This window comes from Cellulomonas sp. P4_A2 (assembly GCF_056402515.1).
On the sequence record NZ_JBFUHG010000004.1, the window covers coordinates 79,604 to 104,458 of the forward strand.

Here is a 24,855-nt window from a genome sequence, read left to right on the forward strand (position 1 = left end):
CATAGGTAACCGAAACCAGTCGCGGGTCGTAGCACCCGCCCCGCGGCCTGACAGAAGAGGTACGTAGCGCATGACCTCCCACGCATCACGTCGTCGCGTCATCGCGGCGACCGCAGGACTTGCGGCAGCAGCCCTGGTCCTGACCGCCTGCTCCTCCGGCAACGACGACGGCGGAGACGGCGGCAGCACCTCGGGCACCAGCGGCGGCGGATCACTGACGATCGGCACGACCGACAAGGTCACCACGCTGGACCCCGCAGGCTCGTACGACAACGGCTCGTTCGCCGTGCAGAACCAGGTCTTCCCGTTCCTCCTGAACACCCCGTACGGCAGCCCGGACGTCGAGCCGGACATCGCCGAGTCGGCCGAGTTCACGGCACCGACGGAGTACACGGTCAAGCTCAAGCCCGGCCTGAAGTTCGCCAACGGCCATGACCTCACCGCGTCCGACGTGAAGTTCACGTTCGACCGCCAGGTCAAGATCGCCGACGAGAACGGCCCGTCGTCGCTGCTCTACAACCTCGACAGCACCGAGGTCGTCGACGACGCCACGGTGGTCTTCCACCTGAAGTCCCCGGACGACCAGATCTTCCCGCAGATCCTGTCCAGCCCCGTCGGCCCGATCGTCGACGAGGAGGTCTTCTCGGCCGACGCGCTCACGCCGGACGACGACATCGTCGCCGGGAACGCGTTCGCCGGGCAGTACACGATCACCGACTACGACTTCAACAACCTGATCTCGTACAAGGCGAACCCGGACTACCAGGGTCTGCTCGGCGCCGCGAAGACCGACGTGGTCAACGCGAAGTACTACGCCGACTCGTCGAACCTCAAGCTCGACGTGCAGGAGGGCAACATCGACGTCGCGTTCCGGAGCCTCTCCGCGACCGACATCGCCGACCTCAAGACGGACGACAAGGTCAAGGTCGTCGACGGCCCCGGCGGAGAGATCCGCTACATCGTCTTCAACTTCGACACGATGCCGTTCGGCGCCACGACGCCCGAGGCCGACCCGGCGAAGGCGCTCGCCGTCCGCTCGGCCGTCGCGGACCTCGTCGACCGTGACGCCCTCTCCGAGCAGGTCTACAAGGGCACCTACACGCCCCTGTACTCCTACGTCCCGGCCGGCCTGACCGGCGCCAACGAGGCGCTGAAGGGCCTCTACGGTGACGGCTCCGGCGGCCCCGACGCGGACAAGGCCAAGGCTGCTCTCGAGGACGCCGGGGTCGAGACCCCCGTCACCCTGAACCTGCAGTACTCGAGCGAGCACTACGGCCCCTCGTCGGCCGACGAGTACGCCCAGATCAAGGACCAGCTGGAGAAGGACGGCCTGTTCACCGTCAACCTGCAGACCACCGAGTGGGTGCAGTACTCCAAGGACCGCACGGCGGACGTCTACCCCGAGTACCAGCTGGGCTGGTTCCCCGACTACTCGGACGCGGACAACTACCTGACGCCGTTCTTCCTGACGAAGAACTTCCTGTCGAACCACTACGACAACCAGGCCGTCAACGACATGGTGCTGAAGCAGGCGACCACGCCCGACCCGGACGCCCGCACCAAGCTCATCGGTGACATCCAGGACGCGGTCGCCAAGGACCTGTCCACCGTCCCGCTCCTCCAGGGTGCGCAGGTCGCCGTGGTGGGCCAGGACGTCTCCGGCACCGAGGACACGCTCGACGCCTCGTTCAAGTTCCGCTACGCGGCGCTCGCGAAGGGCTGATCACAGCGCTCGGAACGGACCGGGCGGTCCGGCCCCACGACACGTGGGCGTCGGCCGCCCGGTCCGCCGCGTGATGCGGCACACTCCTCGCACCAGAGCACAGGTAGGAACCATGACGACCACCATCACCGGGGCACCCAACGACGCAGCGCCCGGGGAGACCGATCAGCTCGAGCCCGACGCACCCAGGAAGAAGCAGGGCGGGGGGCTCGGCTCGTACCTCCTGGTGCGGTTCCTGCTGATCTTCCCGACGATCTTCATCCTGGTCACCACCGTCTTCCTCCTGATGCGGACCACCGGCGACCCGATCACCGCCGCGCTGGGCGGGCGGCTGCCCCCCGACCAGCTGGCCGAGCGCGTGCACGCCGCGGGCTACGACCGGCCGCTGTTCACCCAGTACATGGAGTACCTCGGCCGCCTGGTGCGCGGTGACTTCGGCACGACGATCTCCGACAACCGACCGGTCACGGAGGTCCTCACCACCTACGGCGGCGCCACCCTCGAGCTCGCGTTCTACTCGCTGGTCGTCGCGTTCGCGATCGGCATCCCGCTCGGCCGGATCGCCGCCGCCCGCCGCGACAGGTCGGCCGACGCCGGCCTGCGGCTGGGCGCGGTCCTCGCCTACGCGACGCCCGTCTTCTTCTCCGGCATCCTGCTCAAGCTCATCTTCTCGGTCTGGCTCGACTGGCTCCCGGTCGCCGGGCGTGCGTCGACGGGCTCCGAGATCGCGATGCAGCACGAGGGCCTGCAGACCGGCCTCTACACGATCGACGCCATCAGCACCGGCGACCCGGCGATCCTGAAGGACGTGCTCCTGCACGCGATCCTGCCCGCCGTGGCGCTCGGTCTGCTCACCGGTGGCATCTTCCTGCGGCTCGTCCGCACGAACATGATCGGCACCCTGCACACGGGGTACATCGAGGCGGCGCGGTCGCGGGGTGTGAGCGAGCGACGGCTGCTCCGCAAGCACGCCTGGCGACCCGCGCTGGTCCCGATCATCACCGTCATCGGCCTGCAGATCGCCCTCCTCCTGGGTGGCGCGGTCCTCACCGAGACGACGTTCGAGTGGAAGGGCCTCGGCTTCCAGCTGATCCAGTACGTGAAGGCGCGCGACTACGTGGCGGTCCAGGGGATGGTCGTCCTGCTGGCCGTGATCGTCGCCCTGTCCAACTTCGTCGTCGACGTCATCGCGGCGCTCATCGACCCCAGGATCCGGTTCTGACATGACAGCGCCCACCACAGACCCCATCGCGCCGATCCGTCCCTCCCTCTGGAGCCGGCTGCCCGTCGTGCACCAGCTCCGAGCCAGCGTCGGGCTGCAGCGCACGATGCTCGTCGGCGGCCTCGTCATCTCGGCGATCTTCGTGATCACCGCGGTGTTCGCGCCCTGGCTCGCCCCCTACGGCTTCGCCCAGATCCGCACCGGCGACCAGCTCTTCGGTTCCCAGCAGCCGCCGTCGTCCGAGCACTGGTTCGGCACGACCGTCGCCGGGTACGACGTCCTGTCGCGGTGCCTGTGGGGAGCCCGACCGGCGTTGCTCGTCATGATCACCGCGGTGCTGCTCTCGATCTTCATCGGCGTCATCGGCGGCCTGCTGTCGGGGTACTTCGGCGGCCGGGTGGACCGCGTGCTCGTCGTGATCGCCGACGCCGTCTACGCGTTCCCGTCCCTGCTACTGGCCATCGTGGTGGCCATCGTGATCAGCGGCGGGCAGTCGTCCCTGTGGGGCGGCATCATGGCCGCCGCCATCTCGATCACCGTCGTGTTCATCCCGCAGTACTTCCGCGTCATCCGGGCCGAGACCGTCCGGATCAAGTCCGAGGCGTTCGTCGAGTCGGCCCGTGTCATCGGCGCCGGGCACATCCGGATCATGACGCGGCACGTCCTGCGCAACTCCACGCGGACCCTGCCGCTGATCCTGACGCTCAACTGCTCGGAGGCCGTCCTGACCCTCGCGGGCCTCGGCTACCTCGGCTTCGGCATCGAGCCCACGGTCGCCGCGGACTGGGGCTACGACCTCAACAAGTCGCTCTCCGACGTGACCAGCGGGATCTGGTGGACGGCGACGTTCCCCGGCCTGGCCATCGTGCTGTCCGTGCTCGGCGTGACGCTCGTGGGCGAGTCGCTCAACGACCTGGCCGACCCGCGCCTGCGCCGTCGCCGTGCGGCCGCTCAGGCGGCAGGCGTCGTCGGAGCCGTCACGGTGGTGCCCGGCGGCGTGCTCAGCGCCGGCGCCGAGGGCATCGACGGCATCGACCTGCTGGAGGGCACGGGCGACGAGCTCTTCGGCGCCCCGATCGACGACGAGGACCGCACATGACCGCCACGCAGGACGCTCCCCGCACAGGGAACGTCGTCGAGATCCGCGACCTGCACATCTCGTTCGCCACCGATGCCGGCACCGTCCGCGCCGTCGAGGGCGTCTCGCTCTCGGTCGCCGCGGGCGAGGTGCTCGCGATCGTCGGCGAGTCCGGGTCGGGCAAGACCGTCACCGCCCGCGCGATCCTCGGGCTGCTCCCCGAGACCGCCCTGACCAGCGGCGCCGTGCTGCTCACCCGCAAGGACGGGTCGGACACGCACGACATCACGACGCTGACCGGCAAGGACCTGCGGGACGTCCGTGGCCGCGACGCCGCCATGGTGTTCCAGGAGCCGTCGACGGTGCTCAACCCGGTCTTCACGGTCGGGTGGCAGATCGCCGAGGGCCTGCGCGTGCACACCGGCATGTCCCGCTCCGAGGCGCGCGCGAAGGCGATCGACGTGCTGAACCGTGTCGGGATCCCGGACGCCGAGCACCGCGTGGACCACTACCCGCACCAGTTCTCCGGCGGGCAGAAGCAGCGCATCGTCATCGCCCAGGCCATCTCGCTCGACCCCGGCCTGATCATCGCCGACGAGCCCACGACGGCCCTCGACGTCACCGTGCAGGCCGAGATCCTCGACCTGCTGCGCCGGATCCCGGAGGAGTTCGGCACGGCGGTCGTCCTGATCACGCACAACATGGGTGTCGTCGCGGACCTCGCCGACACCGTCGCGGTCATGTACAAGGGCGAGATCGTCGAGCAGGCGGACGTCCTCACGCTCTTCGCGAGCCCGCAGCACGAGTACACACGCGCGCTGCTCGACGCCGTGCCGCGCCTGGGTGGCCGACGCTTCCGGGACCGGGTCATCGTCTCGGACGAGGACGCCGCCTCCGAGTCCGTCGACGTGGACCCGTCGGCGACCCCCGTCGTCGCGGCACGCGACCTGCGGATCGTCTACCGCGGGCGCCTGCGGCAGCCGGACTTCACGGCCGTCGACGGGGTCAACCTGGAGATCCGGCCGGGCGAGGTGCTCGGCCTGGTCGGCGAGTCCGGCAGCGGGAAGACCACCATCGGCCGGGCGATCGCGGGCCTGACACCGGTCAGCCAGGGGTCGCTGAGCGTGCTCGGCGTCGAGATGCTGGGCGTCAAGGAGAAGACGTTCCGGCCGATCAGGCGCCGGATCGGGTTCGTGTTCCAGGACCCCGCCACCAGCTTCAACCCGCTGCTGACCATCGCGCAGTGCGTCGCCGAGCCCCTCGTCGTGCACGGGCTCGCCCCCAACGCCCAGGCCGCTCGCGAGCGCGTGGACGAGCTGATGGAGGCGGTCCAGCTGCCCAAGGCGTTCGGGGACCGGTACCCACACGAGCTCTCGGGCGGACAGCGGCAGCGCGCCAGCCTGGCGCGGGCGCTCGCCCTGGACCCCGAGCTGCTCATCGCCGACGAGCCCACCTCCGCCCTCGACGTCTCGGTGCAGCGGCGCGTGCTCGACCTCTTCGCGCGTCTGCAGGCCGAGCTCGGGTTCGCGTGCCTGTTCATCAGCCACGACCTGGCCGTCGTCGACCTGCTCGCACACCGCATCGCCGTCCTGCACCGGGGCGTCCTGGTGGAGGAGGGCACGGGCGAGCAGGTGCTCGGCGCGCCCCGGCACGCGTACACGCAGCGGCTCCTGGCGTCGCTGCCCGTGGCCGACCCGGTCGAGCAGACCGCGCGCCGGGAGATCTGGCGAAACCTCCGCGCCAACGACTGAGCACCTCTAGCGTGTGCGCATGAAGCGCCTGCTGCCGGTCGTCGCGACGCTCGTCGTCGTGCCCGCGATCCTGTGCGGGCGGCTCTGGCTGCGCAGCGGGCCGAGCGGGTCGTTCGGCTGGTTCGCCTACGCGCCGCTGAGCAGCACCGTCTACTCCTCCACGTCGGGAGGGGCGCTGTGGCATGCCGCCCTCGGCGTGCTCACGCTGCTCCTGTGGACCGTGACCACCCTCGGACTGATCGGCCTCGTCGCGAGGATCCGGCCCGGACCCGGGTCGGTGCGGGTGCTCGCGATCGTCGCCGTGGTCCTCACCGTCCCGCTGTGGACGCCGCTGCTCAGCCCGCCGAACCCGTGGTCGTTGACCACGGTCGAGGCGTCACCGGGCGTGCGCGCGATGCGAGTCGCGGCCCTCGTGCTCGTCCTGGTCATCGGCGTCGCCGTCGTCCTCGCCCGCAGCCGCGTCCCTGCGCGGGCGGCCGGCTACCTCTTGCCCGCCGCGGCGATGACGTGGGTGGTGCTGCACACCGACGTGCGCGTCTACACGCTGATGAGCAGCGGGCAGCCGATGCCCGGCTGGGCCGACGTTCTGCCGTTCTACGTCTCACCCCTGGCGGCCGCCGCGCTGACGGTGATCCTGTGGATCCTGACGGCACGCGGCATCCGCGCGCTCGTCGTGCGCTACCGGCCGCCCGAGGCGCTCGTCACGCCGTGACCGGCACCGGTGCCGGTTCGTCGACGCTCGCCTCGCGGCGGGCCGAGTAGCGGTCGTAGAGGGTCACGATCAGCGCGACGATGTAGGCGAACAGCAGCACGTCGCCGAACGACAGGTCCGACGAGCCGCGCGACGCCAGGGACGCGAACACCACCATCGCGACGCCGCTGATCACGGTGTTGATCGCGACCTGCACACCGAGGTGCGCGGCACCGGACCGACCGGCCCGCGCTCGCCACACCGCGATCCCCGCGAACGCCAGGACCGTGGCCGTCACGACGAGCGCGACGCTCGTGAGCGGGGCGTCGAGCAGCGGCCAGGACAGGAACATGATCATCGTGACCAGGCCGGCGAGCGCGACCTTCTCGAGCACGTGCCCGACGCCGTGCGGGGCCACGTCGATCGTCCCGCGCGGCTCCCAGCCGACGTGGCGTGCGACCTCGTCCGAGGAGACGGTGAACGGCCAGGCGGGTGGGGGCAGCCGCTTGGCCAGCCGCATCCCGATGACGATCAGCGCCACGACCAGGACTATCAGCCCGACGACCACCCACGGCCGGTTCTGGACACCCTCGGCCCACGTCGCGTCGCCGGGCACGCCCAGGACGCGCTCCTTGAACTCGTCGGTGAAGTCGAGCTGGGCGACGTGGATCCACCACTCCTGCGGCAGCTTGATGAACACCCAGATGAGCGCGGCGGTCCAGACGAACGCGCGGTTGCGCAGGCGACCCGCGTCCCACTTCGTCCGCACGACCTCGATGGCGATCACGAAGTACTCGAACGTGTTGGGGAAGAGCATCAGCAGCCAGCGCTCGCCGGTCAGCTCGAACGCGAGCACGCCGACCAGCCGGTAGTACCAGAGCGCCGCGGCGACGCCCAGCGCGAACGGGTTGCGCCAGTTCCGGATCACCGACAGGTACGCGATGGTCAGGTAGTAGATGTCCAGCGCCTTGTCGTAGGACTGGTAGTTGTCCAGCGGCAGGTCGGTGAACGTGGCGAACACCGTCTGGTCGATGCCGTCGATCACGAGGCAGGCCAGCAGCGCGGGCAGCGGGAACCGCGGGATGAACAGCGGGACCACCAGCCGGAGACTGACGATCAACAGGAAGATCGACCAGTCGTGCGCTGAGACGTTTGCCATGGCGGGCACTCTGCCAGAACGGCAGGTCAGCGCGGGTCACTTGATCAGTGCGAAGTTTGCGCCGTCGCGATCAGCAGCATCGTCACCAGGAAGCCCGTCACCAGGTTCAGCCACAGGAACGTCCGCCAGCCCGCGTTGGCCCGTTCGCAGTCGTCGTCGCGCACCGACCAGAAGCGCGCCGCGCTGATCGCGTACGGCACCGGCAGCACCGCCGCGAGCACCCCCGGCCACGGGACGAGCAGCAGGACCGCCGCGGCCAGCACGTACAGGACGGTCGACGCGACGACGGTCGCGTGCGCACCGAGCGCTGTGGCCACCGACGCGATCCCGCCCTCGCGATCCGCGCGCACGTCCTGCACGGCCCCGAACGCGTGAGACGCCATGCCCCACAGCACGAAGGCGACGAGCACCGGCCACGTCGTCCTCGTCGTCAAGGACGCCCCGACCAGCACCAACGCGTAGAGCAGGGGGCCGACGAAGTGCATCGCCGAGGTGAACGAGTCCAGCACCGGGCGCTCCTTGAACCGCAGCACCGGGGCCGAGTAGGCGACGACGAGGAACAGGACCAGCGTGAGGACGACGTTCGCGACGAGCGATCCCTGCAGCAGGAGGTAGACCACGAACGGCACGGTCAGGACGACGCACGACCACAGGATCCGACGGTGGACCGAGGCGGCCCGCGACGGCTCGACCAGGCCGCCCTCGATCCCGCCCTTGCGGGGGTTGCGCAGGTCGGACGCGTAGTCGAACACGTCGTTGATCCCGTACATCAGCAGGTTGTACGGGACGAGGAAGAACAGGGTCCCGACGACGAACAGGGCGTCGACCCGACCGCCCGTGGCCAGCAGGTAGCCCGCCGCGAACGGGTACGCGGTGTTGATCCAGGAGAACGGGCGCGAGGCCGCGAGGACCTCCCTCACTCGTCGTCCCTCTTCCTGCGGCCCAGCACCGTCCAGAGCACCGGCATGCCGATGGCGGCGGCGATCGCGTAGGCGAAGTCCTCGATCGGTGCGTCCCAGATGTAGACGCCCAGGATCTTGTCGGGGTCGTAGACGTAGAGGTCGGCGGCGATCATCAGTGTGTCGAAGACGATCGTGAGCACGCACAGGACCACGACCGTGCCGGTGACCTGCCCGGCGCGCAGGCGTCGGAGCACCGGCCAGGAGACGCCGAGCAGCACGGCCAGCACGAGGACGTTGAGGATCGCGTTCGTCATCGTCGCCGGCGCTCCAGCCCGCGCCAGGTGAGCAGGGCGGTATAGCACAGGAGCGTGAGGAAGAACGCCTCCTCGAGCGGCAGCTCCGGGGCCAGGAGGATCCCGGTCATGTGCGGGGAGTCGCCGCGCGCGAAGATGCCGAGGCCCAGCCCGGCAAGGTCCCAGAGCAGGAAGCCGACCAGGCCGATGCCCACGGTCAGGGTGGCTCGTCGCGGGTCCGCCCAGAAGGCCAGCCGGAAGCGGCGGTCGAGGATCGCGAGGCCGCCGAGCGAGACGAGCAGGGCGCCGAGGTAGAGAAAGCTCATCGGTTGACGGCGCTCCACACACCGCGCGGCCGCGCCGACGCCAGGAAGCCCGGGCGCAGCGGTGCGGGCAGGGGGCGCGCCGACGTCTCGCCGAGCATCCGCTTCACCACGAGCTCGGCGCTGATCAGGCACATCGGCAGCCCCACACCCGGGATCGTCCCACCACCGGCGTGCAGCAGGTTCGGGACGCGCCTGGACGCGTCGCCCGGGCGGAACATCGCGCTCTGCCGCAGCGTGTGCTCCATCCCCAGCGCGCTGCCGCGCCAGGCGTGGAAGTCCCGCGCAAAGTCGGCCGGCCCGACGACCCGGCGTGTGACGACGCGGGCACGCAGGTCGGGGACGCCGGCCCAGGCGCCGATCTGGTCGAGGTAGCGGTCGGCGTGCGCGTCGAGGTCCGCGATCGTCGGGTCGGCCGGGAACGGCACCAGGACGAAGAGGTTCTCGTGGCCCGCCGGGGCGGCGCTCGGGTCCGTCGCGGTGGTCCGCGAGACGTAGAGCGAGGCCACCTCGGGCACCCTCGTCGCGCTCGACACGCGGTCGGTCCCCAGGATGTCCTCGAAGTTCGACCGCCAGTCCTGCGTGAAGAAGAGCGAGTGGTGCGCCAGCTCGGGCAGCTCACCCCGGACCCCGGCCATGATCACCAGCGCGGAGATGCCCGGTCCACGGTCCTCCCACTCCAGGGCAGGCAGGTCGCTGTACCGCGGGTCGAGCAGCTCGGTCTCGGTGTGGTGCCGGTCGGCCGCCGAGACGACGACGTCCGCGCTCACCAGCTCGCCCGTGGCAAGCCGCACCCCGCGGGCGAGGCCAGGGGCGTCGACCTCGATCGAGGCGACCGGGACCCCGGTGCGGATGCGCACGCCCTCCCGGACAGCCAGTCGTTCGAGGGCCTCGATGATCGTGTACATCCCTCCGCGGGGGAAACGTACGCCGTCGACGAGGTCGAGGTGGCTCATGAGCGAGTACAGGGCGGGCACGCGGTACGGCGAGCTGCCGAGGAACACCGCGGGGAACCCGAGCACCTGCCGCAGCACGGTGCTCCGGACGGTGGCGTCGACGCGGTCGGCGAGGGTGTGCGTCAGCAGGTCGACCAGGGTCCGGGAGCGCCGCAGCACGGATGCGGTGAGCAGGCGGTCGGGCCGGGCGAACGTGGTGTACAGGAACGAGTCGAGGGCGTCGCGGTAGGCCTGGGTCGAATCCGCGGCGTACGCGCGCATCGCCTCGCCGGCGCCCTCCTCCAGCGCCTCGAACGCCTGCCAGTTGACCTCGGCGTCCTGCACGACGTCGAGCGGGGCGGAACCCTCCGGGAACACCCGGTACCCGGGGTCGAGCCGCACGAGGTCGACGTGGTCCTCGATCCGCTCCCCCAGCAGCGCGAACGCGTGGGCGAAGACCTCGGGCATGAAGTACCAGGAGGGCCCGGTGTCGAACCGGAACCCGTCCACCTCCAGCTGACCCGCGCGTCCACCGACCCGGTCGTGCTGCTCGAGCAGGGTCACGCTCGCGCCCCCGCGCGCCAGCAGCGCGGCGGTGGTCAGCCCTGCGATCCCGCCACCGATGACGACGACTCGTCCGGTCACCGGCCCGCCCGCGCCTGCGCGACGACGGCCTCGCCGACCACCAGCAGCTTCGTCGGCGTCGACAGCCGGACGCGCCGCCGCAGGATCTCGTCGGGGGTGCAGCGTTCCAGGTCGTCGACGAGGCGCTGGTAGAGCGCCAGAGTCGCGGCCACGGCGTACCGGGCGCGCGGCGGCAGCTCAGGCAGGGCCGAGCGGGCAACGGCGACGTCGTCGGCGATCTCCGCGAGGATCGCCGTGAGCTGCTCGGGCGAGACGACCCCGGGCCGGGTGTCGGGGAAGTACGTGCGGTCCAGCTCGCCGTTGTCGATGCCGAGGTCGCGCAGGAAGTTGATCTTCTGGAACGCGGCGCCGAGCGCTCGGGCGCCGGCCACCTGGGTGTCGGTCGGCTGGACCACGGGGTCTCCGGGCCGGCGCGACTCGTTGAGGAACGCCCGTACGCACATCAGACCGACCACCTCGGCGGAGCCGTACACGTACGCCTCGTAGGACGCGCGGTCGTGGGTGTGCACCGTCAGGTCGGCGCGCATCGAGGCGAAGAACGGCACCGTCTCGGCGGTCGTGATACCCACCCGCCGGGCCGTGCGGGCGAACGCGTGGACCACGAGGTTGGTGGAGTAGCCCGTACGCAGCGCCCGGTGCGTCTGCTCCTCGAGCTCGTCGAGCTCCGCGCCGGCGTCGTCGCCGCGGTAGGTGTCGACGACCTCGTCGGCGAGGCGGACCAGCGCATACACGGCGCGGATGTCCTGCTGGGCGCGCCGCCCGAGCAGCCGCGTGCCGAGGCCGAACGACGTCGAGTAGACGGCCAGGACGTTGGCGCTGGTGCGCGCGGCGGTCGCGTCGTACAGCCGCAGCGCCCGGTCCCTCGCCTGCCCCACGGTCTCCTCCGTCATTCAGTGGCCCCGCCCGACCAGGTCGTCGACCACGCCTACCAGGTAGCCTCCCAGCGGTTCGGGCAGCGTGCCCAGCGCCAGGTCGCGCGCCTGCTGACTGGTCCGCCGCGTCAGCTCCCGCACGGACTCGAGGCCACCGCTGTCGAGCATGACCCTACGCACCCGCTCGGCACCCTCCTCGTCGAGGTCCGCCCGGCCGACGAGCCCGTCCAGCACCGCGCAGCCGTCCGCGGAGGCGAGCGCGTACGTCCGCCGCAGCAGCTCGGTGCGCTTGCCCTCACGCAGGTCCGACAGCGCGGACTTGCCCGTCACCTGCGGGTCACCGAACACGCCGAGCTCGTCGTCGGTCAGCTGGAACGCCACGCCCAGAGCGGCCCCGACGTCGCCCAGGCAGGCCACGACGCCCTCGTCGGCACCCGCCAGGATGCCGCCCGCCACGAGCGGGAGGCTGCCGGAGTACGCCGCCGTCTTGAGCTCGGCGACGGCCAGGGCGTCGACGTCCCGTGGCGCGTCGAGCGCCGCGGCCATGTCGAGGAGCTCGCCGACGACCGTCGTCTCGATGCCCTCCGCGAGCAGCCCGACCACGCGCAGCCGCTGCTCGGGGCTCGTCGGCGCGGCGGCCACCAGCGAGAACGCGGCCGCGATCGCCAGGTCGCCGGCGAGCAGCCCCGCCGCGAGCACCTGGTCCTCGATCGCCCGACCGTCGAGCCCGCGGCCGCCCAGCCGCGCACGCGTCGCGCCGGCGACGTTCGGCCGGCCACGTCGCACCTCGTCGTGGTCGAGCAGGTCGTCGTGCACGAGCATGGCCGTGTGCAGCACCTCGACGGCCGCGGCGACGGGCGCTACGGCGGCGGGGTCGTCGCCGCCGAGGCCCAGGTACGCCGCGACCGCCAGCCTGGGTCGCATGAGCTTCCCGCCGACGACGCCCGCGAGGTCGGTCCACAGGCGCGCGGCCACCGCGGAGCGCCCCGAGGCCACGCGAACCCGCTCGTCGACGAAGTCCGCCAGTACGCGCGCCGTGACGGTCATCGCGCCCTCGACCTGCTCGGCGAGGAGCGCACGTTCGTCCGAGGCGACCACGGTGCGCTGCCGGGAGTCCTGCCGGACACTGGTCTCGCCCTGCATCTCGTCCCTTCGGCCGTGGTATCGGTGCTCGGGGGGAGCCGGGAATGCTCAGCCTACTGAGCATTCTTCGACCTGCCACCGCTACCCGCTCTTCGGTGTCAGGGCGCCGTTCGGATGCACCCACGTCCCGGAACCTGGGCGCGCAGGTTGCTCGCCGTCACGCCTCGGTAGGGTCGTGCCATGACATGGCTGGTCACCGGCGGTGCCGGGTACATCGGGTCCCACGTGGTTCGGGCGTTCGGGCAGGTGGGGCTCAGCACGGTGGTCCTCGACGACCTGTCCAGCGGGCACAAGGACTTCGTCCCCGGCGACGTCCCCCTGGTCCAGGGCTCGATCCTCGACACCGACCTGGTCGCGGACACGCTCAGCCAGCACGGTGTGGTGGGCGTCGTGCACCTCGCCGGGTTCAAGTACGCCGGCGTCTCGGTCACCCGGCCGCTGCACACGTACGAGCAGAACGTCACGGGCACCGTGCACCTGCTCGAGGCGATGGCCTCGCAGGGCGTCGACGCGATCGTCTTCTCCTCGTCGGCCGCCGTGTACGGCACGCCGGACGTCTCCCTGGTCACCGAGTCCACCGAGACCCACCCCGAGTCGCCCTACGGCGAGTCCAAGCTCATCGGCGAGTGGCTCCTGGCCGACCAGGCCACGGCCACCGGCCTGCGGCACACATCCCTGCGGTACTTCAACGTGGTCGGCTCGGCCACCGACGACCTCTACGACACCAGCCCGCACAACCTCTTCCCGCTGGTGCTGGACGCTCTGACCTCCGGGCGCACCCCGCGCATCAACGGCACCGACTACCCGACGCCCGACGGCACCTGCGTCCGCGACTACATCCACGTCGCCGACCTCGCCGCCTCGCACGTCGCGGCCGCGCAGGCCCTCACCGCCGGCACCCCGCTCGAGCCCGTCTACAACCTGGGCTCCGGCGACGGCGTCTCCGTGCGCGAGATCATGACCGCGATGGCGCAGGCCACGGGCATCGCCTTCGAGCCCGAGCTGGCGCCCCGACGCCCCGGCGACCCCGCCCGCATCGTCGCCTCCGGCGAGCTGGCCGCCCGCGACCTCGACTGGCAGATGCGCCACACGCTCCTCGACATGGTCACCAGCGCCTGGTCCGCCCGCCAGGCCCACTGACCCTCAGCGCGGGGGGACCTCGAGGGCCTGCAGGTCCGGGAGCTTCGCGACGAGGGCCTCCAGGACCTTCGGTGAGCCCGCGTAGATGCCCTCGTCGCGGGGCCAGTGCACGATCACGTCGGTGAACCCCAGCGCGGCCGCACGCTCGATCCCGTCGACGACCAGCTCGGCCGACTGCATCGAGAAGATCGGCGCACCGTCGAGGCTCAGGTAGCGGCGCAGCGGCGGTGCACCCGCGGGTCGGTGGGCCGCGACGGCCTCGTCGACACGCTCCTGCATCGTCGCCAGCCCCTCCCACCACTGCGCCTGCTCGACCTCGGCGTCCCCGCCCTCGGACAGGAACGTCTGCCCGTACGTGACCCACCCCTGCCCGTACCGCGCAGCGAGCGCCATCGTGCGCGGCCCGTTGGCGGCGACGACGAACGGCGTGCGCGGTGCGGCGATCGTGCCCGGGATCATGCGGGCGCCGTCGGCCCGGTAGAACTCCCCCTGGTGCGCGGTGACCGGCGTGGTCAGCAGCGTGTCCATCAACGCGACGAACTCCTCGAACCTCCGCGTCCGCTCTCCGCGACTGATCGGGTCGCCCGCCACCCACGAGTCGAGCCCCTCGCCGCCGGCACCGATCCCGAGCAGGAACCGGCCGCCGCTGATGTCGTCGAGACCCATCACGTCCTTGGCGAACGGCACCGGGTGCCGGAAGTTCGGCGACGCGACGAGCGTCCCCAGGCCGATCCGTGACGTGACCGCCGCCGCGGCCGCGAGCAGCGGCACGGTCGCGAACCACGGCTGGTCGACGAGCGTCCGCCACGCCAGGTGGTCGTACGTCCACGCGTGGTCGAAACCCCACTCCTCGGCCTGGAGCCACTTCGCCCGTCCGACGTCCCACCGATCCTGCGGCAGCACCGCGATCCCCACAGCAACCATGCCCCGACCCTAACCACGCAACGTCCGAGCGAAAGTGTGCCAGGGCGCACATCTGCTCGGACGTCCGCAGTGCTGAGCGGTCGGGGCCCGCACGTCACGCGTGGGAGGCGTGCTCCTCGCGCGTGGCCGACGGGGGTTCCAGCTGGAACGTGCAGTGGGCGACGTCGAAGTGGCCGGAGAGGCAGTGGCGCAGGTCGTCGAGGACGCGGCCGGCCTCGCCGCGGGCCAGCAGCTCGTCGGGCACCTCGACGTGCGCGGACAGGACCGGGACGCCCGAGGTGATGGTCCAGGCGTGCAGGTCGTGCACGCCGAGCACCCCCGGCACGCCGCAGATGTGCGAGCGGATCGCGTCGAGGTCGACCCCGCGCGGGGTGGCCTCGAGCAGCACCGCGCCGACCTCACGCAGCAGGGCCACGGCCCTCGGCACGATCATGAGGCCGATGAGCACGGACGCGATCCCGTCGGCCCGCAGGTACCCGGTCGCCATCACGACGACCGCCGCGGCGACCACCGCGACCGACCCGAGCAGGTCGCCGAGGACCTCGAGGTAGGCGCCCCGGACGGTCAGCGACTCCCCCTGCCCGCGCCGCAGCAGCGCGAGACCGACGGCATTGGCGACGAGCCCCACGCACGCGACGCCGAGCATCAGCCCCGCCTCGACGGGCTCCGGGGCGACGAGCCGGCGCACCCCGCCGACGAGCACGAGAACCCCGACGCCCCCGATGACCAGCCCGTTCACCAGGGCCGCCAGGATCTCGGCACGCTGCCACCCGAACGTCCGGGCGGCGGTCGCGGGCCGCATCGCGAGCGCGGTCGCGCCGAGCGCGAGGCCTACCCCGGCGGCGTCGGTGAGCATGTGCCCCCCGTCGGCGATCAGCGCGAACGACCCCGACAGCACGCCCCCGACCACCTCGATCACGAGCACGACGAGCGTCAGGACGAGCACCGCGAGCAGCCGCCCCCGGTGCGCCTGGGCGGCCGTCGAGTGGTGGTGGTCGTGGCCCACGGGGATCAGCCCCAACCGAGGTCGTGCAGGCGCGCGTCGTCGATGCCGAAGTGGTGCGCGATCTCGTGCACGACCGTGACCGCGACCTCCTCGACCACCTCGTCGCGGTCCTCGCAGAAGCTCAGGGTGGGCAGCCGGAAGATCGTGATGCGGTCGGGCAGCGACCCTGCGGCCCAGAAGTCCCCGCGCTCCGTCAGGGGCGTGCCCTCGTAGAGGCCGAGCAGGTCGGGCTCGTCGGCCGGCGGCGTGTCCTCCACCAGCACGACGACGTTGTCCATCATCGCGGCCAGCTCGTCGGGGATCTCGTCGAGCGCGTCACGCACCGCGTCCTCGAACTCCGCGCGCGTCATCTCGACCATGCGCACCATCTTCGCAGGCGGCAGCGGTCGCCAGACGGTCGGCAGGAGCCGCTTTGGAGTTCAGGCCGATGACCCCGTATGCTCATCACCGGTCTTCCGACGCCTCGACGTCAGGGGTTGGACTAGCCCCCATCGTCTAGCGGCCTAGGACCCCGCCCTTTCACGGCGGTAGCACGGGTTCGAATCCCGTTGGGGGTACGAGCAGGACAGCAGTAGCAAGAAGGCCTTAGCACCACCAAGGCCCCGTAGCGCAGTTGGTTAGCGCGCCGCCCTGTCACGGCGGAGGTCGCGGGTTCAAGTCCCGTCGGGGTCGCTCGATTCGCCGGTCTACGGACCGGCGTTCTCGTTTCGAGGCTCTGTAGCTCAGTTGGTAGAGCGCACGACTGAAAATCGTGAGGTCACGGGATCGACGCCCGTCGGAGCCACCACAGAAACCCCGCCCGGACGCATCCGAGCGGGGTTTCTTCGTGCGGTCGGGCGAGCAGCTCGGCCGTGGCGGCCGCGAACTCGTCATCGGCCAGGACGCCGTCGCCGGCGATGACAGCCCGCAGCCTGTCCACCACCGCCGGGGGGCACGCTGAGACCTAGGGTGGGGCCCAGCACCCGAAGCGGAGGGAAACCCATGACCAGCACTCCCGGTCCCGAGAAGTCGGAGCGTTCGAAGAGCTTCTTCGACCGCCTCACCGAGCCGTTCACGGACAAGGCGCGCGAGAAGATCGAGCAGGTCGAGGACCACGTCCGCGAGGCCATCCAGGCCGAGATCAACGCGGTGGCCAGCAGCGTCCGCACCCGTGCGGTCGAGGTGCGTCCGTCCGCGATCGCGTTCGGCATCGCCGCGCTGGTCACGTTCTTCGGGCTCGCGCTGTTCGTCACGGCGGCCGTCATGGGCCTGTCGCACGCGGTCGACCCGTGGCTGGCGGCCGTGATCATCGGCGTCGCCCTGGTGCTGATCGGCGCCGGGGCCGCGGCGTGGGGGCGTCGGCACCTGCCGAGCGGGCCGCCGATCACCGTCGTCCGCATCCACGAGTCGACCCACCCGGCCGAGGAGCAGGTCCATCCCTGGGAAGACTGACCGCAGGAAGTCCGACCGCCGCACGTCTCGCGTGGCGGTGCTGCGACCAGCACACTTGTACCTCGACGAGTCACCAGAGCGAGAGGTTGCGCCATGACCACCCAGTCGGGACCCCCAGGTGACGAGCGATCCCTGGGCCAGCTCGTCAGCGAGATCAGCGAGACGGGTGCCCGGCTCGTCCGGGCCGAGATCGAGCTGTTCAAGGCCGAGATCGCGGGCCGCGCGCAGAAGATCGGCATCGGCGCCGGCCTGCTCGCCGCTGCCGGTCTGCTCGCGCTCTACTTCCTTGCCGCCGCGATCGCCACGGCCATCATCGCGCTCGCGCTGCTCGTGGACCTCTGGCTCTCGGCGCTGATCATCACGGTGCTGCTGCTGCTCGTGGTCGTCGTGCTCGCCCTGATCGGCATCCGGAGCATCAAGAAGGGAACGCCTCCGTCGACCATCCGCGCCATCGAGACCGTGCAGGAAGACATCGACGCGATCAAGACAGGGATCCGCTCATGAGCGACGAGACAACCGACCGCCCCGCCAAGCCCGTCGAGCCGTTCAGCACGCCGCAGATGGTCGCGATCGAGGCAGACATCACCGCCACGCGCGCTGAGCTGGCGGCGACCGTCGACGAGCTCGTCGCACGGCTCGACCCGCGGGCACAGGCGGGCAGGCTGCTGGAGGGCGGACGCCGGCTGTGGGCCGATGCCACGTCCGGTGACGGCGGGCCCGAGGCCCGCAAGCGTGCGCTCACCGTGCTGGGGAGCGTCGCGGCAGGTGTCGCGGCGCTCGTCGCCCTCGTCGCCGTGGTCGCGGCGCGCCGCGGCGACTGAAGGTTCGTGGACCAGCCCGGCCGCGACGTCCGGGACGATCGGAGAAACCGAGCGCGTCCGGCGTCGTCGCTGGGCGCGCTTGCATCCCGGGCCTGCACCCGGGCGTGTGAGGCGAGAGCCTCGGTCAGCTGTCCGAACGCTGCTGCGGGATCCCGTTGAGGAGGTCCCGAACCTCGGACTCGCGGTAGCGGCGGTGCCCACCCAGGGTGCGGATCGACGAGAGCTTGCCGGCCTTGGCCCAGCGGGTGACCGTCTTGGGGTCGACGCGGAACAGCGTGGCGACCTCGGACGGAGTCAGCAGAGTCTCGGACTCCGCGGCGTGTGCGTTCACGAACTGCCTCCTGGCAATCGTCAGGCGTGTGGCACCGACGGTGTCGGTACCCGGTTTCTTCGGGTGTTCGACGTTGCGCTGGGGCGCAGCGACTTCAGGTGGACCATCGGACCGTCACCGGCCCGCAAAGCGGGACAACTCCCACCAGCATGCATGAAAGCCACACATGCCGCATAGCGGGACAGCGCTTTCTGTCCAGATCTTCACAGCACTCCCCTGCCTCGTGCACGGCCTGCCCCTCGAGGTCGTCAGACCAGACTAAACCCGACCAAACGGGCAAACCACCCGACACGCGCGGACACGGATCAACAATCTGGACGCATGTCCGGCTGAGACCGCCGTCCGGTCGGCACGGAGGGACGGCCGCGGCGCGTGCGAGCGACCGGCACCGACAACCAGGACGTCTCGGGCACGTGATCCGTATCGCCCTGTGGCGAGTGGTCGGAATACGCGGAGAGCATGTACGGTTGCCCCACGAAGAGACGAAATTCAGCACCCCGGGGCCGCACGTGCTAGCACGGAGCCGCCCCGCATCCACGTAAGAGGGGGTCGATGCCATGGGGCGCGGCCGTCAGAAGGCTAAGCAGACGAAGGTGGCCCGGGAGCTGAAGTACTTCAGCCCGGAGACCAACTACCGAGCTCTCGAGCAGGAGCTCACGTCGCACGGCCACAACGATGTCGTGACCGACAACCGCCCTCGCGCGGTTGTGGAGACTGACACTGACGACGACGACGACTACCGCCGTTGGTCGGACGACGATCGTTGACCGCCTAGGTGATCGGTGCAAGATGCCGTGCTAGCGCGCGGCATCGTCTTCGGGATGGCGCCCGGGACTGAGCCGGAAGGTCTACCGACGACGTTCGTCGTGGCCTGCGGCCTGGCGGTGCTGTTCGTCGTGTGCGGCACGGTCGTGATGCTGTGGCGCACCGGCGACCCGTCGAGGCGAGCCCGGAATCGCTTCTGGGCCCGGAGCCTGTTCGCGTTCGCGGCGCTCGCGGCCGCCGTCGGCCTGGGGGCGATCATGAGGTACGTGAACGAGTACCCCGTCGCCTGAGGTCAGAGTCGAGCGGCGTCGAGGCCTGGCGCGTCCGGACATGCCTTGCCCGACAGCCCTGTGTCGGCCTTCGGGTGAACGCGACTCAGATCCGGTAGGAACCCGTCAGCTGGACCGCTCCGCCGTGCACGCCCTTGGTGCCGGCCACGAACCCCGGCGCGCCCACGACGTCCGTGGCGGGGTCGGACGCCCGCACGGTGCCCAGGGTCCATGCGGTCATGCCCAGCTCGCCCGCGTGGGCCAGGACGCCGTCCACGGCCTCGGGCGCGACGATCGCCACCATGCCCACGCCGAGGTTCAGCGTGCCCTCCAGGTCGGTCCACGGGACCTGACCCAGGCTCTGCACGAGCGAGAAGATCGGCGGCAGCTGCCAGCCGCCGCGGTCGATCTCCGCGACCAGACCCTGCGGCAGCACGCGCGCGACGTTCGACGCGAGGCCGCCGCCGGTGATGTGGCTGTAGGCGTGCACGCCGTTCGCGATGCCCGCGCGCTCGACGAGGGCGAGGCAGTCCGAGGCGTAGACGCGGGTGGGCTCGAGGAGCTCCTCGCCCAGCGTGCGTCCCAGCTCGTCGACGTGCCGGTCGAGCTGCCAGCCGGCCACCTGGACCACCTTGCGCACCAGCGAGTAGCCGTTCGAGTGCAGCCCGCTCGACCCGAGGGCGATCAGCACGTCGCCCGCGCGGACGCGCTCCGGACCGAGCAGCTGGTCGGCCTCGACCACGCCGGTCGCAGCGCCCGCCACGTCGTACTCGTCGGGACCCAGCAGGCCGGGGTGCTCCGCGGTCTCGCCGCCGACGAGGGCGGTACCGGCCACCGAGCAGGCCGCCGCGATGCCGCGCACGATGCCGGCGATCCGCTCGGGCACCACGCGGCCGCACGCGATGTAGTCGGTCATGAACAGCGGCTTGGCCCCGACCACGACGATGTCGTCGACCACCATGCCGACCAGGTCGAACCCGATCGTGTCGTGGATGTCGAGGGCCTGCGCGATGGCGACCTTGGTGCCGACGCCGTCGGTCGAGGTGGCCAGAAGCGGCTTGCGGTAGGTCAGCAGCGCGCTCGCGTCGTAAAGGCCCGCGAAGCCGCCGACCCCGCCGAGCACCTGCGGACCGTGCGTCGCGCGCACGGCGTCCTTCATCAGCTCGACGGCCTTGTCACCGGCCTCGGTGTCGACCCCGGCGGCCGCGTACGTGACCTGCGCCCCGCTCACGGGTGGTCCAGGGCGGAACCGCCGCCGGCGCCGGGGACGATGGACAGCAGGCCGTCCTCGGGCGCACCCAGCGGGAGCTCGCTCTGCTCCAGCAGGTACTTGCCCATGCGGTCGGCCGGGGGCAGCTCGATCGGGTACTGACCGGTGAAGCAGGCGGCGCACAGCTGCGAGGCGGGCTGCTCGGTGGCGGCGATCATGCCCTCCGCGGAGATGTAGCCGAGCGAGTCCGCGCCGAGGGAGGCGGCGATCTCGTCGGGGGAGAGCCCGTTGGCGATGAGCTCCGCACGGGAGGCGAAGTCGATGCCGTAGAAGCACGGCCACTTGACGGGCGGGGAGCTGATCCGCACGTGCACCTCGGCGGCACCGGCCTCGCGCAGCATGCGGATCAGGGCGCGCTGGGTGTTGCCGCGGACGATCGAGTCGTCGACGACCACCAGGCGCTTGCCGCGGATGACCTCGCGCAGCGGGTTGAGCTTGAGCCGGATGCCCAGCTGGCGCAAGGTCTGCGACGGCTGGATGAACGTGCGACCGACGTAGGCGTTCTTGGTCAGGCCCTGGCCGAACGGGATGCCCGAGGCGGCGGCGTACCCGACCGCGGCCGGCGTGCCGGACTCGGGGACCGGGATGACCAGGTCGGCCTCGACGGGGTGCTCGACGGCGAGCCGACGACCCATCGCCACGCGCGCGGCGTGCACCGAGCGGCCGGCGATCGTGGTGTCGGGCCGCGCCAGGTAGACGTACTCGAAGACGCAGCCCGCGCGGTCGGGCGTGGCGAACCTGGTGCTGCGCAGCCCGTCGGCGTCGATCGCGATGAACTCGCCGGGGTCGATCTCGCGGACGAACGAGGCGCCGACGATGTCGAGCGCGGGCGTCTCGCTGGCGACGACCCAGCCGCGCTCGAGGCGCCCCAGGACGAGCGGGCGGACACCCTGCGGGTCGCGCGCTGCGTAGAGCGTGTGCTCGTCCATGAAGACGAGGCTGAACGCGCCGCGCAGCCGCGGGAGCACCTCGAGCGCGGTGGCCTCGAGGGTGTGGTCCGGGTCGCCGGCGAGCAGCGCCGTGATGAGCGCGGTGTCGGTGGTGTTGCCGCGTGCGAGCTCGCCGCGCCGCTGGCTGCCGTAGCGCTCGGCGACGAGGTCGACCAGCTCGGCGGTGTTGGTGAGGTTGCCGTTGTGCCCCAGGGCGACCGTGCCTGCGGACGTCGGCCCGAGCGTCGGCTGCGCGTTCTCCCAGGTGCTCCCGCCGGTGGTCGAGTACCGGCAGTGCCCGATCGCGATGTGCCCCTGCAGGGCGTTCAGCGCGGTCTCGTCGAAGACCTGGGACACGAGGCCCATGTCCTTGTAGACGAGGAGCTGCTGGCCGTTGGAGGTGGCGATGCCCGCCGACTCCTGGCCGCGGTGCTGCAGGGCGTAGAGCCCGAAGTACGTGAGCTTGGCGACTTCCTCGCCGGGAGCCCAGACACCGAAGACGCCACAGGCGTCCTGCGGGCCTTTTTCGTTGGGGAGGAGGTCGTGGTTCAGACGTCCGTCTGCGCGGGGGGCCACGTGTGCATTCTCGCACAGCAACGCCGGCACCCCGGGTCGGGTCCGTCCCCTCGGCGCCCAGAGCGGACGCGCGTCATTCGCGGGGCGGGCCCGACGTGAGGGTGCCGAACGCCATCGCTCCGCGGTAGCTGGCGACGATGAGGTGGGTGCCCAGCGTCGTGGGAACGCACAACCAGAGCGGGCACGGATGGCCGTCCCACGTGAGGCTCGCCACTTCCTTGACGTCGCCGATGAGGTCGCCGTTCGTGTCGTACGCCCAGATGGAGTAGCTCTGCCCGTCCCCGAGAGAGAGCGGGAAGATCGACGTGTCCGACAGCTCGAGGTAGCCGACGACCGGGCCGGACGTGGCGTAGGACCAGTACTCCTCCGACGCGACGATCGAGCCGATGATCTGCTCGTCCCGCGCGCCCCGCTGGATCGCGGAGACCCACGTTGCCCGCCCGCTCGGGTCCAGGTTCCGACCCAGCAGCCACAGGTAGTAGCCGTCGACCACCGACGAGAGGTACTCGGTCGACAGCAGGAAGCCCATCGCCACCTGCGCCCGGGTCGCGCCGCGACCGAGCTGGTCCAGCCAGAACGCGACCTCCGAGTCGCCCGCAGCGCGACCGAGGACGTCCAGGTACAGGGCCCGCACCCACTGCGCAGCCGTACCGCCGGAACCGACCCAGTATTCGTCGGACGCGATGAAGCCCGAGTCGAGCTGCTCGATCGTCATGCCGGCGGCCATCTTCTGCAGCCAGAACTGAAGTCCGGGAGCGTCGGGTTCTCGTCCGAGGTAGCCGTCGTAGGCGCCCGCGATGAGGCTGGAGCGGAACTCCTCGGACGAGGTGATCGCGTTCGCCACCGCGACCCTCGGCGTGCCCGAGCTCAGGGCGCGGGTCCAGGTCGCGAGCCCGGTCGGGTCGGGGGCGCGGTCGAAGAGGTCGTCGTACACCGACACCACGTAGTTCTCGACCTCGGGGGACGGCGTCGCGGGCGGCGGCGCCGCGGCCGAAGGCCCCGCCGCCAGGGCGACGAGCAGGCCGCAGACGACGAGCGCGGCGGTCGTGCGGACGAGGCGCATGCGATCTCCGATCCAAGGGGAGGTCGACGCGCGACGACCCGCGAACGGGGACGCGACCCGTGCCAGACCGACCGCAGGCCGTGACCGTGGGCGCACCATACCGGTCGATCGGCGGGCATTGCGTGCGTCAGCACCCAAGGTCACTCGTTCGGGCGGCGCCCGAGGACCGATCAGCCCTAGCGTCGTCCGCGCAGGCTCCGCCGGTCCGCGATCACTGCGAGCAGCGCGCCCGCGAACCCGCCGAGCACCGCACCGGAGACCGCCACGACCGTGCGCACCGCGTTCTCGCCGTCGAGGAACGGGAGGAACCCGGAGCCGTCGGACGCGAGCGGGGTCTCGGGACCGATCAGCGCGGTGAGCACCAGGCCCAGGACGAAGCCGACGATCGCGCCGGCCGTGATGAAGGCGCCGAACTTCGGGGCGTGCCGGATGACCGCGTCGGGAGCGGCTTCGAGCTCTTCCGGCGTGGGCAGCGGGGGCTCGTCGGGCGTCGTGGGCTGGGGGGCAGCCGGGTCGTCGGGCACCCCGTGATCCTAGGTCAGAAGCCGTTCAGGACCGTGTGCGGGCCGCCTGCAGCGGCAGCCACTCGCCCAGGTCCGCGCGCTCCCCGGAGGCCCGGATCCGTCCCTCGGAGATCGCGTCGTCCCAGGTCAGCGCGCCCGTCGCCAGCTGCAGCCAGGTCTGAGGGTCGGTCTCGACGACGTTCGGCGGGGTGCCCCGGGTGTGACGAGGTCCCTCGACGGCCTGCACGGCACCGTCGGGCGGGACGCGCACCTCGACGGCGTTCCCTGGCGCGACGTCGGCCAGCTCCTCGAGCGTGAACCGCACCGCCGTGCGACGTGGGCCGACCTGCGACGGGTCCGCGCGCCAGGCGGCCAGGGCCGCCCGGCCGTCGGCGGGGTCGGTGCGGCGACGAGGAGGCATGGACCCATTCTCGTATCTGCCGGACCGCCGGGCGCTCCTCTCTGTGTCGCTTCGGAGGTGGCCCGATGACACAGACCAACAAGCTCAGGATCGCCGCGCTGCTCGTCGGCGCGGGACTGCTGGGAGCCTGCGGCGGCCCCGGCGGGCAGCCCACCTCGCAGCCGCCGGCGCAGGAGCCGGTCGTGGCACCGACGCGCGGTACAGGCACGCAGGAGGCTCCGCTGCCCCGCGGGCAGTCCCTGCCGGTCCTCACCACCGCCGTCGCCGGCACCGGGGCCGGGAACCTCGTCGCACCCGACACGGTGTGCGTCTTCTGGACCTGGGGCGGCGACGGTTCACCGCAGCTCACCGACGGGCTGTCCTTCCGCGTCGACCATCCCGTCGTCGTGCCCTCGTCGTGGACGCCGACCCGTGACGTGTGCGACGACGCCGGCGTGCCGTGGTGCGACGGCGCCCAGATCACGGTCGATGCGTCGACCTGCGCGATCGGCTTCGTGCGGTCCGGCGATCCCGAGCCGCACGCCTTCGTCGGGATGGTCGGCACGCTGCAGTGCCGCCAGCCGCTGTCGCAGGACGACTGCGTCGCGCTCGCGCACCAGGTCGACGACGCCGCCGACGTCTCCCCCGACCTCGACCTGGAGTCGGTCGCAGGGAGCGGGACGCCCTGAC

General features: G+C 71.3%; 28 protein-coding genes and 3 tRNA genes. 15 read left to right on the plus strand and 16 right to left on the minus strand.

The genetic code is table 11. The annotated features are described in order from the left end of the window. Positions 1 to 70: 70 nt before the first annotated feature. The 5 genes from AC1DUE_RS05125 (at position 71) to AC1DUE_RS05145 (ending at position 6,486) form a co-directional block, all read left to right on the plus strand. Positions 71 to 1,723 (plus strand): ABC transporter substrate-binding protein, encoded by a 1,653-nt coding sequence (locus AC1DUE_RS05125; RefSeq protein ID WP_477038322.1) that lies wholly within the window; start codon positions 71 to 73, stop codon positions 1,721 to 1,723. 112 nt (positions 1,724 to 1,835) lie between these two features. Next, positions 1,836 to 2,945, plus strand: coding sequence for an ABC transporter permease (locus AC1DUE_RS05130; RefSeq protein WP_477038323.1), 1,110 nt, complete (start codon positions 1,836 to 1,838; stop codon positions 2,943 to 2,945). A gap of 1 nt (position 2,946) precedes the next feature. Then, the gene (locus AC1DUE_RS05135; protein WP_477038324.1) at positions 2,947 to 4,044 is read left to right on the plus strand and encodes an ABC transporter permease; all 1,098 of its coding nucleotides are present in this window, start codon (positions 2,947 to 2,949) and stop codon (positions 4,042 to 4,044) included. Then, positions 4,041 to 5,774, plus strand: coding sequence for an ABC transporter ATP-binding protein (locus tag AC1DUE_RS05140; RefSeq protein WP_477038325.1), 1,734 nt, complete (start codon positions 4,041 to 4,043; stop codon positions 5,772 to 5,774). The genes AC1DUE_RS05135 and AC1DUE_RS05140 overlap by 4 nt, the downstream gene beginning before the upstream one ends. Before the next feature lie 19 nt (positions 5,775 to 5,793). Then, positions 5,794 to 6,486, plus strand: a complete 693-nt coding sequence (locus AC1DUE_RS05145; RefSeq protein ID WP_477038326.1) for a hypothetical protein — start codon at positions 5,794 to 5,796, stop codon at positions 6,484 to 6,486. Here the strand turns inward: AC1DUE_RS05145 and AC1DUE_RS05150 are convergent. The 7 genes from AC1DUE_RS05150 to AC1DUE_RS05180 are packed head-to-tail and all read right to left on the minus strand — an operon-like array spanning position 6,476 to position 12,737. Further along, the gene (locus AC1DUE_RS05150; RefSeq protein WP_477038327.1) at positions 6,476 to 7,624 is read right to left on the minus strand and encodes a hypothetical protein; all 1,149 of its coding nucleotides are present in this window, start codon (positions 7,622 to 7,624) and stop codon (positions 6,476 to 6,478) included. The genes AC1DUE_RS05145 and AC1DUE_RS05150 overlap by 11 nt on opposite strands. 44 nt (positions 7,625 to 7,668) lie before the next feature. Further along, positions 7,669 to 8,544, minus strand: a complete 876-nt coding sequence (locus AC1DUE_RS05155) for a prenyltransferase (protein ID WP_477038328.1) — start codon at positions 8,542 to 8,544, stop codon at positions 7,669 to 7,671. After that, positions 8,541 to 8,840, minus strand: a complete 300-nt coding sequence (locus AC1DUE_RS05160) for a lycopene cyclase domain-containing protein (RefSeq protein ID WP_477038329.1) — start codon at positions 8,838 to 8,840, stop codon at positions 8,541 to 8,543. Before AC1DUE_RS05160 ends, AC1DUE_RS05155 begins: the two co-directional genes overlap by 4 nt. Continuing rightward, the gene (locus tag AC1DUE_RS05165) at positions 8,837 to 9,145 is read right to left on the minus strand and encodes a lycopene cyclase domain-containing protein (protein WP_477038330.1); all 309 of its coding nucleotides are present in this window, start codon (positions 9,143 to 9,145) and stop codon (positions 8,837 to 8,839) included. Before AC1DUE_RS05165 ends, AC1DUE_RS05160 begins: the two co-directional genes overlap by 4 nt. Beyond that, on the minus strand, positions 9,142 to 10,722 hold the full coding sequence (gene crtI, locus AC1DUE_RS05170) for a phytoene desaturase family protein (RefSeq protein WP_477038331.1): 1,581 nt from the start codon (positions 10,720 to 10,722) through the stop codon (positions 9,142 to 9,144). Before crtI ends, AC1DUE_RS05165 begins: the two co-directional genes overlap by 4 nt. Then, positions 10,719 to 11,597: a phytoene/squalene synthase family protein gene (locus AC1DUE_RS05175; protein WP_477038332.1), complete on the minus strand. Its 879-nt coding sequence runs from the start codon at positions 11,595 to 11,597 to the stop codon at positions 10,719 to 10,721. The genes crtI and AC1DUE_RS05175 overlap by 4 nt, the downstream gene beginning before the upstream one ends. A 15-nt stretch (positions 11,598 to 11,612) precedes the next feature. After that, positions 11,613 to 12,737 carry a polyprenyl synthetase family protein gene (locus AC1DUE_RS05180; RefSeq protein WP_477038333.1) on the minus strand — a complete coding sequence of 375 codons (1,125 nt, stop codon included), beginning with the start codon at positions 12,735 to 12,737 and terminating at the stop codon, positions 11,613 to 11,615. Between the two features lie 180 nt (positions 12,738 to 12,917). On the opposite strand from AC1DUE_RS05180, the gene galE reads away from it, so the two are divergent. Then, positions 12,918 to 13,877 carry a UDP-glucose 4-epimerase GalE gene (galE, locus tag AC1DUE_RS05185; RefSeq protein WP_477038334.1) on the plus strand — a complete coding sequence of 320 codons (960 nt, stop codon included), beginning with the start codon at positions 12,918 to 12,920 and terminating at the stop codon, positions 13,875 to 13,877. A 3-nt stretch (positions 13,878 to 13,880) separates the two neighbouring features. Here the strand turns inward: galE and AC1DUE_RS05190 are convergent, their stop codons facing one another. The 3 genes from AC1DUE_RS05190 to AC1DUE_RS05200 all read right to left on the minus strand — a co-directional run bounded on the left by AC1DUE_RS05190 (position 13,881) and on the right by AC1DUE_RS05200 (position 16,166). Continuing rightward, complete coding sequence (locus AC1DUE_RS05190; protein ID WP_477038335.1) at positions 13,881 to 14,801, minus strand: LLM class flavin-dependent oxidoreductase; 921 nt, start codon at positions 14,799 to 14,801, stop codon at positions 13,881 to 13,883. A 94-nt stretch (positions 14,802 to 14,895) separates the two neighbouring features. Beyond that, positions 14,896 to 15,807 carry a cation diffusion facilitator family transporter gene (locus tag AC1DUE_RS05195; protein ID WP_477038336.1) on the minus strand — a complete coding sequence of 304 codons (912 nt, stop codon included), beginning with the start codon at positions 15,805 to 15,807 and terminating at the stop codon, positions 14,896 to 14,898. A 5-nt stretch (positions 15,808 to 15,812) separates the two neighbouring features. Next, positions 15,813 to 16,166 carry a metallopeptidase family protein gene (locus tag AC1DUE_RS05200; protein WP_477038337.1) on the minus strand — a complete coding sequence of 118 codons (354 nt, stop codon included), beginning with the start codon at positions 16,164 to 16,166 and terminating at the stop codon, positions 15,813 to 15,815. A gap of 125 nt (positions 16,167 to 16,291) precedes the next feature. On the opposite strand from AC1DUE_RS05200, the gene AC1DUE_RS05205 reads away from it, so the two are divergent. The 6 genes from AC1DUE_RS05205 to AC1DUE_RS05230 all read left to right on the plus strand — a co-directional run bounded on the left by AC1DUE_RS05205 (position 16,292) and on the right by AC1DUE_RS05230 (position 18,059). Then, positions 16,292 to 16,364 (plus strand) — tRNA-Glu (locus tag AC1DUE_RS05205). 41 nt (positions 16,365 to 16,405) lie between these two features. Beyond that, a tRNA-Asp gene (locus tag AC1DUE_RS05210) sits at positions 16,406 to 16,479 on the plus strand. A 39-nt stretch (positions 16,480 to 16,518) separates the two neighbouring features. Then, positions 16,519 to 16,594 (plus strand) — tRNA-Phe (locus AC1DUE_RS05215). 194 nt (positions 16,595 to 16,788) lie between these two features. After that, the gene (locus AC1DUE_RS05220) at positions 16,789 to 17,238 is read left to right on the plus strand and encodes a phage holin family protein (RefSeq protein ID WP_477038338.1); all 450 of its coding nucleotides are present in this window, start codon (positions 16,789 to 16,791) and stop codon (positions 17,236 to 17,238) included. A 93-nt stretch (positions 17,239 to 17,331) separates the two neighbouring features. Next, on the plus strand, positions 17,332 to 17,742 hold the full coding sequence (locus tag AC1DUE_RS05225; protein ID WP_477038339.1) for a phage holin family protein: 411 nt from the start codon (positions 17,332 to 17,334) through the stop codon (positions 17,740 to 17,742). After that, complete coding sequence (locus AC1DUE_RS05230; protein ID WP_477038340.1) at positions 17,739 to 18,059, plus strand: DUF3618 domain-containing protein; 321 nt, start codon at positions 17,739 to 17,741, stop codon at positions 18,057 to 18,059. The genes AC1DUE_RS05225 and AC1DUE_RS05230 overlap by 4 nt, the downstream gene beginning before the upstream one ends. A gap of 124 nt (positions 18,060 to 18,183) precedes the next feature. Here AC1DUE_RS05230 and AC1DUE_RS05235 read toward each other — a convergent pair whose 3' ends face one another. Beyond that, a complete protein-coding gene (locus AC1DUE_RS05235) occupies positions 18,184 to 18,390 on the minus strand; it encodes a BldC family transcriptional regulator (protein ID WP_477038341.1) in 207 nt (68 codons plus the stop codon). A gap of 557 nt (positions 18,391 to 18,947) precedes the next feature. On the opposite strand from AC1DUE_RS05235, the gene AC1DUE_RS05240 reads away from it, so the two are divergent. Both AC1DUE_RS05240 and AC1DUE_RS05245 read left to right on the plus strand, forming a co-directional pair. Further along, complete coding sequence (locus AC1DUE_RS05240) at positions 18,948 to 19,157, plus strand: DUF3073 domain-containing protein (RefSeq protein ID WP_477038342.1); 210 nt, start codon at positions 18,948 to 18,950, stop codon at positions 19,155 to 19,157. Between the two features lie 54 nt (positions 19,158 to 19,211). Further along, on the plus strand, positions 19,212 to 19,445 hold the full coding sequence (locus AC1DUE_RS05245) for a hypothetical protein (protein ID WP_477038343.1): 234 nt from the start codon (positions 19,212 to 19,214) through the stop codon (positions 19,443 to 19,445). Between the two features lie 85 nt (positions 19,446 to 19,530). Here the strand turns inward: AC1DUE_RS05245 and purM are convergent, their stop codons facing one another. The 5 genes from purM to AC1DUE_RS05270 form a co-directional block, all read right to left on the minus strand. Next, positions 19,531 to 20,655, minus strand: a complete 1,125-nt coding sequence (purM, locus tag AC1DUE_RS05250) for a phosphoribosylformylglycinamidine cyclo-ligase (protein WP_477038344.1) — start codon at positions 20,653 to 20,655, stop codon at positions 19,531 to 19,533. Next, positions 20,652 to 22,199: an amidophosphoribosyltransferase gene (gene purF / locus AC1DUE_RS05255; protein ID WP_477038345.1), complete on the minus strand. Its 1,548-nt coding sequence runs from the start codon at positions 22,197 to 22,199 to the stop codon at positions 20,652 to 20,654. Before purF ends, purM begins: the two co-directional genes overlap by 4 nt. Positions 22,200 to 22,272: 73 nt before the next feature. Beyond that, positions 22,273 to 23,262, minus strand: coding sequence for a DUF4214 domain-containing protein (locus tag AC1DUE_RS05260; RefSeq protein ID WP_477038346.1), 990 nt, complete (start codon positions 23,260 to 23,262; stop codon positions 22,273 to 22,275). 176 nt (positions 23,263 to 23,438) lie between these two features. Beyond that, positions 23,439 to 23,786 carry a histidine kinase gene (locus AC1DUE_RS05265; RefSeq protein WP_477038347.1) on the minus strand — a complete coding sequence of 116 codons (348 nt, stop codon included), beginning with the start codon at positions 23,784 to 23,786 and terminating at the stop codon, positions 23,439 to 23,441. 25 nt (positions 23,787 to 23,811) lie between these two features. Then, positions 23,812 to 24,186 carry a sterol carrier family protein gene (locus AC1DUE_RS05270; RefSeq protein WP_477038348.1) on the minus strand — a complete coding sequence of 125 codons (375 nt, stop codon included), beginning with the start codon at positions 24,184 to 24,186 and terminating at the stop codon, positions 23,812 to 23,814. Positions 24,187 to 24,251: 65 nt separating this feature from the next. Here AC1DUE_RS05270 and AC1DUE_RS05275 point away from each other — a divergent pair, with 65 nt between their 5' ends. Beyond that, a complete protein-coding gene (locus AC1DUE_RS05275; protein ID WP_477038349.1) occupies positions 24,252 to 24,854 on the plus strand; it encodes a hypothetical protein in 603 nt (200 codons plus the stop codon). The last annotated feature ends 1 nt before the right edge of the window (position 24,855 follow it).